Origin of the sequence: Shewanella sp. ISTPL2 (genome assembly GCF_013283205.1) — a bacterium.
GTDB lineage: Bacteria > Pseudomonadota > Gammaproteobacteria > Enterobacterales > Shewanellaceae > Shewanella > Shewanella oncorhynchi.
Genome location: NZ_JAAPAV010000001.1, coordinates 523,761 through 537,437 on the forward strand (window position 1 = coordinate 523,761; position 13,677 = coordinate 537,437).

Here is a 13,677-nt window from a genome sequence, read left to right on the forward strand (position 1 = left end):
GACTTTTATGCGGTAAAGAATATGTGGGAAAGAGGAGGAAGGACTAATGTTCTTCCTTTTTAATAACAAGCAGTGACGTTACTTAAGTTTCTACTGTGGGTATGTGTGACGCTGCAACAGTGGCATTTAGGTCGTTACATTTAGTGTTTGCGGCAAAATAACAGCAATAACCGCAGCACAATAAAAGGAGTTTTTATGCATACCGACATCAACGCGTTATTTGCCGCTCTGTGGCAAGACTATATTCAAATGACCCCTTCAGCGGCAAAAGTGCACGCTTTGTTGGGTCATGGTAAGCCGATCATCAACGACCATATTGCCCTGCGTACTTTCAATATCGCTAAGGTGAATTTGGACGTACTGGCTAAGCATTTCACTTCATTAGGTTATGTACCTTGCGGTGATTATAAGTTTGAACAGAAAAAACTGATCGCTAAGCATTTTGAACATCCAGACTCGACTCAGCCTAAAGTGTTTATCTCTGAGCTGTTAGTTGAAGAATTTAGCCCTGCGCTGCAAGACACCATTCGAGGCTTAATCGCCCAAGTGGATGCTGCAGCGACGACCGCTGACAACTTTATTTACTCAGGCCGTCATTGGTCTTTAGATGCTAAAACCTATCAGGACTTATTAACTGAGAGTGAATATGCAGCTTGGGTAGCGGCTTTTGGTTATCGCGCTAACCATTTCACTGTGTCTATCAATCACCTCGACGGTTTTGAGACTTTAGAGTCAGTGAATGATGCTCTGAAGCAAGCGGGCTTTGTGCTCAATAGTTCAGGTGGCGAGATCAAAGGTTCGCCAGAAGTCTTGTTAGAACAATCGTCGACTATGGCCGATAAGATTGGTGTTGAATTTACTGACGCGACAGTGGAAATCCCAAGCTGTTTCTATGAGTTTGCACTACGTTATCCTATGGCTAATGGCGAGCTCTACACCGGCTTTGTGGCGGCGTCTGCCGACAAGATTTTTGAAAGCACCAATGTGAATAAAGTCTAACGTCCTCAAATTGCTTTCTGCATAAAAAAAACGCCATCAATTCGATGGCGTTTTTTATGGATATTTCAAACAAGGCATTAAATACGATTGGCATAACCCGGGGCTAGCTAAAGGTCAGCTCGATCCTCAATCCACCTAAGCGAGTGCTGTGATTAAACTGCAGTTCAATCTCGTATTGCTCGGCAATTTCTTTTACTATTGATAATCCTAAACCGTGACCCATCACAGACTCATCAAGCCTTGTTCCTCTTTGTGTGAGCTTATCTAGCTCATCATCAGCAACCCCTGGACCATCATCATCGATACAAAGGCAGAGACGCTCTTGCTGACGCGATAGCTGAATGCTGACTCGGCTCTGGGCCCATTTAAAGGCGTTGTCTAGCAGGTTGCCTAAGAGCTCCATGCCATCTTCCCTGTGAATAGGCAGTCTGAGAATATTGGGATCGAGTTCGAAATCGCATTCAATGGATTTATTGCGGTGAACCTTATTTAGCGTGTTGGCTAGGCTATGTAAATCCCTAGGGATCACCAATTGCGCAGCGGGGAGCATGTCGCCAGTGATCCTCGCCGCAGCCAGCTTACGCTCGACCATCTTGTGAATCGAATCAAGTTGCTGCTGCAGGGCAATGGCAGTTTCAGGATCTTTGAGGCCAAGAGCTTCAACCTGTTGCTGCATCACGGCAAGTGGCGTTTTGAGCCCATGGCTCAAATTACCTAAGTTATTGCGGCTACGTTCAATTTGCTTGGCAGTGTACTCAAGTAGTTCATTATAGGTTTTTGCTAATGGTTGTACTTCGGGAGGAATATTATTGAGCTCCAGTGCGTTAATTTCCCCTTGTCTTAGCCGAGAAAGCGCGTGCTGTATGTGCTTAACTGGCTTAAAGGATTGACGTAGGATCAAGAATATCCCCGCGATCATAGCAACTAACATCGCCAGATTGACACCAAGCTTAGTGCCATAAACCTCACTAAACACGCGTCTACCGATACTCAAATCTTGCGCAACGGTTAAGGTGGCGCTGACATTGGCACTGCTGGAATTTAATCCCAGTGATAATAACTGCATATCGTTATTTTTTGGCCCTTTAGCTTGCCAGACGCGGGTTTGATTCGGTGCCAGTGGCTCGATATCTAACTGCATATCCCACAGGGAGCGTGAGCGAATCACTTCATTTGGCAGGTTAAGCTGAAAATAACGGCCTGAATAGGCGGGCTTGTAGAAACTGGAAAGCTGGCTTTGATCTATGCTGATCTCCCCATCGTGGATATGGGTTGCCAGCATGATATGTTCGAGATCTTCTTCTAAGCGATTGATAATAGAGTCGTGGAAGGCCTGACGTAGCATGGACTCAAACAGTATCAGTCCAATCACAGTACCTAACACGAGTAAGCCAGTTAACCATAAACTGAGCTTAGTGCGGATCGAGATCATTCAATAATGCCGTGGAAGATGTAACCTTGGCCGCGACGGGTTTCGATCGTGGTTTTACCCAGTTTCTTGCGTAGATGGGTGACATAAACCTCGACCACATTACTCTCTTTTTCATCGTCAAACTGATAGAGCTTATCGGTTAGCTGCGTCTTAGATAACAGCTTCTTAGGTGACATGAGGAAGATTTTTAACAGCCTGAATTCCATTGCTGTGAGTTCATACAGCTGCTCGGCCACTTTTACCGTTTGCTCTGCTTCATCTAAAACCACGCCACCATAACTCAATTGTTTACTTGAGGTGTTTAGACGACCATGTGCACGGTGGATTAAAGCTTGGATTCGGGCCAATAATTCCTGGGCGTGGAAAGGTTTACCTAAGTAATCGTCGGCGCCAGCATTAAAACCTTCTACTTTTTCATGCCATTGGCTGCGGGCAGTCAGCATGATAACTGGAGTGCTGATCCCTTGATTTCGCCAGCCTTCGAGCAGTTCGAGGCCGTTGCCATCGGGCAAACCTATGTCTAAGATTACGCAATCGTATTGGGTTTCTTTGATCAGATAATCGGCTTCAAGCGCTTTGTCTGTAATATCGGTTACATAGCCAGCGAGTTTGAGTTGTTTCTCCAGCTCGGTGACTAGCATTGGGTTATCTTCAACGAGTAACAGTTTCATGTTTTCGACATTCGCTCGGTAGTGCTATTGATTGATCGGCTTGACCATTAGTTGCATCAATACTGAGATTAACGATTTGGCCACGCTGAACTTTGATTTGCAAATCATAGCGCCATTTATGATCTTCTTGATAGAGATGAGCATCAATTAGTTCACCTTGGCAAAATTGGTTCACTACGGCGAGTGTACCGTTTAAGGACAATATTTGCCCAGAGTTAACTAACGCCTTGGCTTGATAATGTTCTAATTCAATAGGTTCGGCATGCAAGATTATTGGATGCACCAGCGTGAATAGGCTGAAAAAACAGATTAAAAACAGCCGTTTCATTTGAGCTCCCCAATAAAAAATGGCCTAGAATTTATTCTAGGCCACTTTAATAAGGCAGGCTTAAATCAAGCTGAAGACTAACTTAACGGGTACCGTATACCACGATTGTCTTACCATGAGCTTGGATCAAATTCTGTTCTTCTAACATCTTCAAGATACGACCCACAGTTTCCCGTGAACAGCCAACGATTTGGCCTATCTCTTGACGAGTGATCTTAATCTGCATGCCATCAGGGTGTGTCATAGCATCAGGTTGTTTAGCCAGATGTAATAGAGTTTGAGCAATACGGCCTGCAACGTCTAAGAATGCAAGGTTACCCACTTTCTGGCTGGTACTTTGTAGGCGATAGGCCATTTGTGCAGACAGCTTCATCAGAATTTCAGGGTTAACTTGAATTAACTGTCTGAATTTCTTATATGAAATCTCAGCGATTTCACAAGCTTGCTTAGCACGAACCCAAGCGGTACGTTCGGCTTGTTCTTCAAACAAACCTAGTTCACCGATAAAGTCACCTTGATTCAGATAAGAAAGGATCATCTCCTTACCTTCTTCATCTTTAATCAATACCGCTACAGAACCTTTTACTATGTAATAAAGGGTATCTGAGTCTTCACCAGCATGGATAAGAGTGCTCTTTGCAGGGTACTTATGAATGTGACAGTGTGATAAAAACCATTCCAAAGTTGGATCAGGTTTTGGCTTACCAATCAGAGCCATGTTGGTGTTCCTCGATTGATTAAAACGAAAGTAAGAGTATTCTAAATAAGCATTTTACGTCAATTAAACTCACAAAAACTTGATGGAAGTCTTAGTTTAGAATAAGTGAATAAATGCAATTAACCATCTAAAATTAGAGCTTATTTTGCTACTTTAGTGATTTAAGTCAACTAAATCGATATGAAACTCGCTGGATTCACTTAACTCTGTCGAGTTAATCACATCTTACCAGTCTATTTCAGCAGTTTTATTATAGATTATGAATAAAATATGCCACTAAATTACACAATAACATGTTTCACTTTTTAAATTTGACATTCCATTTGGCTTAGCTTCCCCCATTATCCTGAGGTTTGTGTGTATTTAGGCTCGACTTATGGGGTTAATTCTGGCTAACTTTGAGGGCAGTTGTTTTTAAGAGAGGTAAGCAAGTGAAATACAGATTATGGGTTTTAGGTGCAGGTTTAAGCTTAACAATAGGGCTGAGCTCTGCGGCGCACGCATTTTCTATCCCGCAGCCAGCAGCTGAACTTGCGGCCAGTAAGTTTGTGCATATTCAGGTGACGGCAGAGCAAGGTGATGCCGATGCCCAATTTTTGCTAGGATTAATGTATCTCTCTGGACGTTTTGTGTCGCAAGAAGTGCCCACTGGATTGCACTGGATCTCACTTGCCGCCGAACAACAGCATGAAAAAGCGCAGCAAACCTTAGCGGATCTGTCATTTGAAGGCCAATTGATCAAGCGTGACTTGTCAGTCGCTGAGCATTGGTATAAAGCGTTGAGTGAGCAGGGCAGTCGTTGGGCTCAATTCCGTTTAGGCTTTATTTATGCGTCTGGCGGTGACGGTGTGCAGCGCAACTGCGGTAAAGCGGTCGAGCAATTTTCCCAAGTGGGTGATGATGTTGCTTTGGGCAATGTGGCGTGGATTTTAGCAACTTGTCCCGAAGCAGAATATCGTGATGGCAATAAAGCGGTCGAGTTGTCCTTAAAATTACTCAAAGTGAATGAAAACGATCCTACAAATCTTGATAATTTAGCTGCGGCTTATGCTGAGTTAGGCGATTTTGGTGCTGCTATTTCGACGCAGCAGAAAGCGATAGAAGCGTTGAAAATGAATGCTGAAATGACTAAGACTGATGAGTTTATGCTGCGGTTACAAACCTACGAGCAAAAGCGTGCCTATCGCGAAACCTTACGTTTACTCGAATAGGGCTTTCTTCATCATCGCTCTCTAGTTAACTGCTATTTTTATTCTAGTATTGATTAATACATTGATTCATAAGTGTAAAAATAAAGCCTGAGTGGATACTCGGGCTTTTTGTTTTTGATTAAGGTTAACCGAGTGTCCAAGAATTTAGGATGTGATATTCGACACCCGTGCTTGTGCTTTTTGAATGGTATAAATGCAAATTATCGGGCGTTAACGTCAGCGTATTCATACCTTTGAGTTGCAATAAAGCCGACTCATCTAGTGTCCATTGTTTTGCTTTTCTAAATAAACTGATGTGCGGGCAAAAGTTGTGCTCATTCCGATGCAATTGCAGTCGGTCAGCAATTTCTTGCGTCTGTTTAGCGAATTGCGCTAACGGAGGCTCAATATCATCGCCTTTCAAGCAACATACTTGCGCATTGGGCCATACATCGAGCTGGTTAAGCCGAACGCTAAATCTTGGCTTCACTAAGCGGTCAACCGCATCAAGGAGGGCGATTTTTTGCTCGTTGTTAGCTTGACCCATAAAGCGGAGCGTTAAATGCAGATTGCTGACACTCACCGCTTTCGCCTCAGGATTAAGGTGGCATATCAATAGCTGCTGCAATTCACTTAGGTATCCCCTTTGACTATCTGTGGGAGCGAAGCCGAGGAATAGCCTTTGTTGCATCGGTTTATCATCCTTTTGGAGGGCTTAATATGGATTATCTCAGCGAACACTTTGACGTTAAGCGCATTTGAGCGTTAATCTAGCTGTTGAATTTATCAGCTAATTTGTGACTCAAGCAGACGTTTAATTCACTGTGAGCCTATACTTAATGCACGTCGATAATACCTTAAATGGATTTTTAGGTAAGGAAGAGACTTTTCATGTCAGTAGGTTTAGCTAATCCACTCCAACAGGCTTTGGTCAGTATTTTTAGTGAATCCCCGCTAGAAACCTTAGAGCAGAATGTTGACAGAGCGCTTGAGACTATTACTTTGCAACTGCATTGTGACGGGGTATTTGTATTAACCGGAAGCCAGTCACTGGATCGTTTACGCACGCGTAATCTGTATTTAAAACCTCAATTTGCCCAAGGCCAACAAACCCGAGTCTGGCCCTTGGCACGAATGCCATTTTTTCGCTCTCTTGTCCGTACTCCGCGTCTATTAAATCTGGCTGATGTGAATACCTTACCTGCCGATGCTCAGGCTGAGCGAGCTTTATTAAGGGATTGGGACGTCAAGAGTCTATTAGTATTGCCGCCAGTCGTGTTTGGCGAAACCCGTATTGCCTTGGGGGCCGTAAATTGCTCCGAATGCTGTGAATGGAGCGAAGAGTTTATAAGTGAGTTTAATCACGCCGCTGTGATGATTGGCTCTGCGATGGAATTGACGCGTATTGCTTTAAGCATGCTTGCCAGTGAACATAAATACTGTGAAGTATTCAACCAGTTGCCCTTAGCCTGCGCCTTGTTAGATAAGCATGATCAATTGACTATGCTGAATAAAGTCGCTCTGCAAACCCTGCCAATTCAACATGGCTATGATTTATTCGACATGGTGCGTGAGGAAGAACACGCCATGCTAACCGATACCTTACATGTGGTACGAGAAGGTGTGCTCGGCCAAGCTTGGTGTGAATTACCTTTAAAATCAATTCATCAATTAACTTGGTTAAAACTGAGTTTTAGCCAGATTAGCGGCGATAAAGATACTTTAGTCATGATTGCCGAAGATGTCAGTGAAAAGTACCGCTTAGCCGATGAGCTGTCGTTCCATGCCAATTATGATGCACTTACGGGTTTACCTAATCGGCTACATTTTGAAGCACTATTAGAAAACCTACTACATGCCCACGATGATATGCCTATTTGCGTGGCGTTTCTCGATTTAGACCAATTCCAAGTCATTAACAATATCAGTGGCCACCAGGCGGGCGATAAACTGCTTTGCCAAGTCGCATTACGTTTGAAACAGCTCGTACGTAAAGGCGATATTGTTGCCCGTTTAGGGGGCGATGAGTTTGGTATCCTGATGCATTACTGCAATGTGGACTCTGCGAAACAGATTGCTAAGCGGATTTGTACCCAATTAGCAAATCATGAGTTTATTTGGGAAAGTCGTAGTCACAATGTCAGTGTCAGTATGGGGATTGCTAGACTAGATAAAAAATCTGCCGATATTTATACCGTCATGAGTCAAGCTGACGCTGCTTGTCGATTGGCGAAGGATCAAGGCCGAAATGGCTGGCATTTATACAGTGCGAGCGATCCTAAAATGAACCGTCTCTACACCGAGATGATGGCCTCTGTTGATATCGTCGGCGCACTCGCGTTAAACCAATTCGAGCTTTATTTTCAAAGCATAGTGCCGTTAAACCGCGAGGAAACTGGCTTACATTTAGAGATCCTACTGCGTATGGTGCAGACTAACGGCACTATAGTGTCTCCTGCTATCTTCTTACCCGCCGCCGAGCGATACAACTTGGCTTCTAAGGTTGATCTTTGGGTGATCGATAATTTGCTCAAGTGGGGTGGTAGTCATTTAGATATTTGGCAGCAATTGGATCTTGTGTCTGTGAATCTGTCGGCAACCTCTTTGGGCGACCATGAGTTTATGAATTGGCTAGAAATGCGTTTGATGGCCGAACCTGAGCTGGTGGATAAGCTTTGCATCGAGATCACAGAAACCGCGGCTGTGAGTCAGCTTGATCAAGCCACAAAGTTACTCGAGATACTTCGTCCGCTCAATTGTAAATTAGCCCTCGATGATTTTGGTGCAGGCTTTTCTAGCTTTGCTTACCTTAAGCGCCTCAATGTGGATTTTGTAAAGGTTGATGGCCAATTTGTCGTCAATATTTGCCAAGACTCTGCGGATCAGGCGATCGTAAAATCCATCTGCCAACTTGGTCAAGATATGGGGTTTGATGTGGTTGCTGAATTTGTCGAATCCCAAGAAATAGGTTGGAAATTGCAAGCCTTAGGCGTCGACTATGCTCAAGGTTACGCCATCAATAAACCGATACGCTTAGCTGAACTACAGTCAGGGCTCAGTCAACCTTGGCTCGAAAAGCGTGAGATTTTTGCGCCCTATCCACAGCTGTAATCTTGGGCATGGCAGCTTTGAGCTGTTACTTATGTCAGCACTGACTTGATAATGTTTGCTGCGAAATGGTACTCAAAGCCGATTGTTAGTACACTGACGCCCTGTGTTGGCCGCTGATGTCTTTTTCTTGAACTCTCTACCTATTCATAGCTTATTAGCACCGCTGCGCGCGGCTTTTTCTCGTCACGCCCAAGTGATCCTCGAGGCACCGACAGGTGCGGGTAAATCAACGGCGTTACCTTTGGCTATGTTGGATTGGCCTGAAATCAGCGGACGCATTTTAATGCTCGAACCGCGGCGTGTCGCGGCGCGTAGTGTGGCGCACTATATTGCCAGCTGTCGCCAGCAAAAGGTGGGGCAAGAAGTCGGCTATCGCGTCCGCGGTGAAGCTAAAATCAGCGCTAATACCCGTTTAGAAATTGTCACCGAAGGCATACTGACGCGAATGATCCAACAAGATCCCGAGTTAACTGGGATTGGAATGATCATCTTCGATGAAATTCATGAACGTCACCTCACCACTGATTTAGGTCTTGCCCTAGCGCTCGAAGTGCAAGCTTCACTGCGGGACGATTTAAAGATATTAGCTATGTCAGCGACTCTATCAGGTCTTGCCTTAGCTGAACTCATGCCAGAAGCGGTGACCTTGCACAGCGAAGGCCGGAGTTTTCCTGTCGACATCGAATATCGCCCCGTGCCAACTCAGCAGCATTGGATCGATCACCTCGGCCGCTGCGTGTTAGAACTGGTCTCGGCCAGCAGCAGTGCCAGTGTTGATAAAACGGCTACCAATAATGCCGTGCTCGTGTTTTTACCCGGTAAAGGGGAGATTTCACGATTACAGCAGTTTTTGCGCGAGCGCTTAGCGGACGATGCCTTTTTGATTTGCCCTCTTTATGGTGAACTTTCAGGTGCCGAGCAAGATAGCGCGATCGCGGTAACCACGGACGGCAGGCGTAAAATCGTGCTAGGGACTAACGTGGCGGAATCGAGCTTAACCATTGAAGGCATAGGTTTTGTCATCGACAGTGGCTATAAACGACAAGCGAGTTTTAACCCTAAAACCGGCGTCACCCGCTTAGGCTTAAAACGCATAAGCCAAGCCTCCGCAACTCAGCGTAGTGGTCGCGCCGGGCGTTTATCAGCGGGTGTTTGTGTTCGCCTGTGGAGCCAAGAAGAACATGGTCGCATGCTCAGGGTCGATGAACCCGAGATCAGCCAAGCGGATCTGGTGGCTATGGCCCACGATTGTGCTTACTGGGGCGCAAAATCCTTTAGCGACTTGATGTTATTAACGCCGCCACCAAGTGTGCATGAGGCGCTGGCGTGGAAACTGTTACAAGATTTAGGCATGGTCGATGCTCAAAATAAACTCACTCCCCACGGTAAAGTGGCCTACGAGCTAGGGTGTCACCCAAGACTTGCTCATATGTTATTGGGCGCAAAAAGTTTGGGCGCAAACAATGGGGGGGTCAATAATGCTAACGAACAAGCAACGCAATTGGGCAGTTTGGCCTGCTTGTTGTCGGGGGTTTTAGAGGCGCGCGGTTTGCCTAAAAAGGGCGCCGATATCATGAATTACCTGCACTTTGCCTGTAATGGACAAGCTGGGCAACAGGCAAAACAGTGGCAGAAAAAGCTAGGATTAGCGGCGGATTTGTCTAAGATAGCGACCCATGCACACCACAGCGATGTGGGGTTATTATTAGCACTTGCTTATCCGGATCGTATCGCTAAGGCCCGCGGTGTTGAGGGCTACCAATTAGCCAATGGTACTGGCGTCGTGCTCGCAGCCGATGATGCATTGGCGCAAACTCCGTGGATGGTGGTGGCGGATTTTCAAGAAACTGAAGGCAGAAACGCTGGGCGGATTTACTTAGCGAGTCAGCTTCAGCCAAGCTTGTTCGACGGCGAGCTAAAAGGTTTGCTGGACATTCATGAGATCTGTGGCTGGGATGAAGCTAAAGGTCGAGTGATTGCACAGCGCCAATACAAGGTCGGACAAATTTTAGTAAAAACCGAGATGATTGCTAAGCCTGAACGTAAGCAAATTGTCTCTGCCTTACTGGGCTATATTCGCCAGCAAGGATTACAAATCCTCAATTGGAACGCTAACTTAGAACAGTTTCAACACAGGCTCAAACTGGCAACTGAGTTCGACGCGGGCAGTGACTGGCCCAAGGTTGATGATGAAGCATTATTAGCGAGCCTAGAAACTTGGCTGGCGCCTTACCTCGAAAATGTGAATAATCTGCCGCAATTAGTTAAGCTTGATTGCTTTGGTTTTGTGGCAAACTGTTTGAGCTGGCAGCAGAAACAGCGACTTGACGAGTTATTGCCAACTTCCTGGCCGTTAGTCACCGGTACCTCTGCGCCAATAGTATACGACGAGTCTGGACGTGTGCTGCTGCGTGTACGTCTGCAAGAAACCTTTGGCATGGCGCAGAGTCCTATGTTGGCGCAGGGCAAGCTAAAGGTGACGATGGAATTACTCTCTCCGGCGCAGCGTCCATTAGCCTTGACGGCAGATTTAGCCAGCTTTTGGCAGGGACCTTATGTGGAAGTTAAGAAGGAAATGCGCGGTCGATATCCAAAACATCTGTGGCCAGACGATCCTGTGAATACACTGCCGACAAAATTTACCAAGAAGAAAACCTTGGGTTTAGCTCAGCCCTAGCACCACGCCGATGGTTTTATAACATTTTGTTATGAAACACTTTGATTCGCACCACGTTAGCTTTGTGCCTATGGCTGATGTCTTTAAATGCATGAATGATGAAGTAGATATGACAACTAAGACGACAAAAAAATCACCCGCTTCCCGTCGGGCTAATCATGGCCGCGGTTTATTTCGACGAATTTGGTCTATCAGTTGGAAATTAGGCTTGGCTGGATTAGCTGTAGTGACTTTTTACAGTATTTATCTTGATCAAATTATTGCGCAAAAATTTGAAGGCCAAAAATGGCATTTGCCCGCGCAGGTGTTTAGCCGCTCTATGGCGCTGTACCCCGGTGCGGCAGTCAGCCATCCACAAATGATGGCTGAGCTTAAGTTGCTCGGCTATCGCAAAGTCGCTAACCCACGCCAAGTGGGAGAGTTTTCGGCATCGAGCACTCGTATTGAATTGTGGCGTCGACCGTTTTTGCATCCTGAAGGCGATCAAGTCGAACAAAGAGTCATGATCAGCTTCGACAGCAATGGCATCAGTTCGGTCACTCGAGTCTCAGACAAGCGTCAACTCGCCGTATTCCACCTTGAGCCTGTATTGCTCGACCGTATTATTACTGGCGATGGTGAAGACAGGCTGTTTGTGCCGACCGAAGAAATGCCAAAGTCGATCGTGCAGGCGTTACTGCTGGTGGAAGATCGTAGTTTTTATGAACACCATGGTGTGAATCCATTCGCGATTGCGCGCGCGGCTTTTGTGAACATCAGCGCCGGTCGCACTGTGCAAGGTGGCTCGACGTTAACTCAGCAGTTAGCGAAAAACTTTTTCCTTTCGAGTGAGCGTTCCTTGCTGCGTAAGGTGCGCGAAGCCTTAATGGCGGTCATTATTGATTTTCGTTACAGCAAAGACGAAATCCTCGAAGCGTATCTTAACGAAGTGTATATGGGGCAGGATAAATCCCGCGCCGTCCATGGTATGGGTTTGGCCTCACGTTTCTATTTCGGCCGTCCTATCAGTGAGTTGACTATTTCCCAGCAGGCATTCTTAGTGGCTGCGATTAAGGGACCGTCTTACTACAATCCATGGAAATATCCGGATCGTATTCAAGAACGCCGTGATCTAGTATTGCGTTTACTCATGGATGCGGGGGATTTAACCACGGCTGAGTACAAGGTGGCGGTAGAGTCCCCCTTAGGGATCCGTAATCTCAATAAACCAGCACATCAAAAATTACCTTCTTTCTTCGCCTTGGTAAAACAGGAAGTGAACGAGCGTTATGGCGATGCGCTATTAAAGCAATCTGGGGTGAAAATCTATACCACGCTCGATCCTATGGCCCAAGAAGCCGCCGAAATTGCGGTGACTCAAACCCTCAAGAGCTTAGATAAGAGCAATAAATCATTGCAGATTGGTATGGTCGTGACCGACAAATACACGGGCGGTATCGCGGCTATGGTCGGCGATAAAACCCCAGGATTTGATGGCTTTAACCGCGCAGTTGAAATTCGTCGTCCTATTGGCTCGTTAATTAAGCCTTTTGTGTATGCTACGGCTTTGGCACCTAATAGCCAATTTACCTTAGCGACTCCTCTTAAAGATCAACCTATTACCTTAAAAAGCGAGCAAGGTAAGACATGGTCACCACAAAACTTTGATAAGAAGTTCAGTGGTCAGGTGCCTTTGTTAACGGCATTGAAAAAGTCGATGAACGTACCGACGGTAAATCTTGGAATTGCTGTGGGTGTGGATGCGGTCGCCACAACATTGGCTAAATCGGGTTGGCAGGAGCCGTTAAACGAGTATCCCTCCATGTTACTCGGCGCCGTCAATGGCTCGCCATTAATGGTAGCGCAAGTGTACCAAACCTTAGCTGATAGCGGTGTTTACCGTAAGTTAACCACAGTGACCGCTGTGCTAGATTCTGATAAGAACCCATTGCCAGTGACGCGATTGCCTAAAGAGCAAGCTATAGCACCTGAGACAGATTTCTTAATTCAATTTGCTATGCAGCAAGTGGTTAATACGGGAACGGCGACGCGTTTAGGTAATGCTTTCCCTGGCGTTGGACTTGCGGGTAAGACTGGCACCAGTAACGACAGCCGCGACTCTTGGTTTGCGGGCTTTGATGAGCGTAATGTCGCCGCCATTTGGGTTGGTCGTGACGATAACGGCAAAACCAGTTTGTATGGTAGCAGTGGCGCCATGGCCGTGTATCTTGCCTTCTTAAAGGAACGTCCACCTATTAGTCTGCGCTCAATCCCTGTGAACGGCGTAGTGAAGGGCTTTTTTGACCGAGATACAGGTGTTGCTAAGGAATCCACTTGCAGCAATGTCGATGCGCTTCCTGCATTAGCTGCGACCTATCGTCCAGTGAATAACTGCGGCGACCCTTTGCAGTGGTGGCAGAAAATTTTCTAGGTTAATAGGGTCGATAATGGGCCAATAACGCACTTATGCGTTGGATATAAAACCTTTTAGTCAGTATAACCTGCGCCGATGGAAGTGGTGTGATCGAGGGCAAACTCGGGGCGCCAATCTTCCCTTTGCACGGGACGTTAA

Annotated in this window: 10 protein-coding genes; 5 read left to right on the top strand and 5 right to left on the bottom strand. The window is 46.0% G+C overall.

Annotated features, from left to right (window positions below; genetic code table 11):
- Positions 1-195 precede the first annotated feature (195 nt).
- Positions 196-999: a DUF1338 domain-containing protein gene (locus tag HUB64_RS02340; protein ID WP_173496276.1), complete on the top strand. Its 804-nt coding sequence runs from the start codon at positions 196-198 to the stop codon at positions 997-999.
- A gap of 103 nt (positions 1,000-1,102) precedes the next feature.
- Here the strand turns inward: HUB64_RS02340 and HUB64_RS02345 are convergent, their stop codons facing one another.
- The 4 genes from HUB64_RS02345 to crp form a co-directional block, all read right to left on the bottom strand.
- A complete protein-coding gene (locus HUB64_RS02345) occupies positions 1,103-2,431 on the bottom strand; it encodes an ATP-binding protein (RefSeq protein ID WP_131523982.1) in 1,329 nt (442 codons plus the stop codon).
- Positions 2,428-3,102: a response regulator transcription factor gene (locus tag HUB64_RS02350; protein WP_131523983.1), complete on the bottom strand. Its 675-nt coding sequence runs from the start codon at positions 3,100-3,102 to the stop codon at positions 2,428-2,430. Before HUB64_RS02350 ends, HUB64_RS02345 begins: the two co-directional genes overlap by 4 nt.
- Positions 3,083-3,430, bottom strand: coding sequence for a PepSY domain-containing protein (locus HUB64_RS02355; protein ID WP_105250261.1), 348 nt, complete (start codon positions 3,428-3,430; stop codon positions 3,083-3,085). Before HUB64_RS02355 ends, HUB64_RS02350 begins: the two co-directional genes overlap by 20 nt.
- Before the next feature lie 82 nt (positions 3,431-3,512).
- Complete coding sequence (gene crp, locus HUB64_RS02360) at positions 3,513-4,148, bottom strand: cAMP-activated global transcriptional regulator CRP (RefSeq protein ID WP_006080082.1); 636 nt, start codon at positions 4,146-4,148, stop codon at positions 3,513-3,515.
- A 431-nt stretch (positions 4,149-4,579) separates the two neighbouring features.
- Here crp and HUB64_RS02365 point away from each other — a divergent pair, with 431 nt between their 5' ends.
- Positions 4,580-5,359: a tetratricopeptide repeat protein gene (locus tag HUB64_RS02365; protein ID WP_105250260.1), complete on the top strand. Its 780-nt coding sequence runs from the start codon at positions 4,580-4,582 to the stop codon at positions 5,357-5,359.
- Positions 5,360-5,483: 124 nt separating this feature from the next.
- Here HUB64_RS02365 and thpR read toward each other — a convergent pair whose 3' ends face one another.
- Positions 5,484-6,029, bottom strand: coding sequence for an RNA 2',3'-cyclic phosphodiesterase (gene thpR, locus HUB64_RS02370; protein WP_173496277.1), 546 nt, complete (start codon positions 6,027-6,029; stop codon positions 5,484-5,486).
- A 200-nt stretch (positions 6,030-6,229) separates the two neighbouring features.
- Between thpR and HUB64_RS02375 the strand changes: the two genes are divergently transcribed.
- The 3 genes from HUB64_RS02375 (at position 6,230) to mrcB (ending at position 13,536) form a co-directional block, all read left to right on the top strand.
- Entirely contained in the window at positions 6,230-8,449 is a 2,220-nt protein-coding gene (locus HUB64_RS02375) for a bifunctional diguanylate cyclase/phosphodiesterase (protein WP_173496278.1), read from the top strand.
- 103 nt (positions 8,450-8,552) lie between these two features.
- On the top strand, positions 8,553-11,126 hold the full coding sequence (gene hrpB, locus HUB64_RS02380; RefSeq protein ID WP_173496279.1) for an ATP-dependent helicase HrpB: 2,574 nt from the start codon (positions 8,553-8,555) through the stop codon (positions 11,124-11,126).
- Positions 11,127-11,217: 91 nt separating this feature from the next.
- A complete protein-coding gene (gene mrcB, locus HUB64_RS02385) occupies positions 11,218-13,536 on the top strand; it encodes a penicillin-binding protein 1B (protein WP_168827694.1) in 2,319 nt (772 codons plus the stop codon).
- Positions 13,537-13,677: the final 141 nt, after the last annotated feature.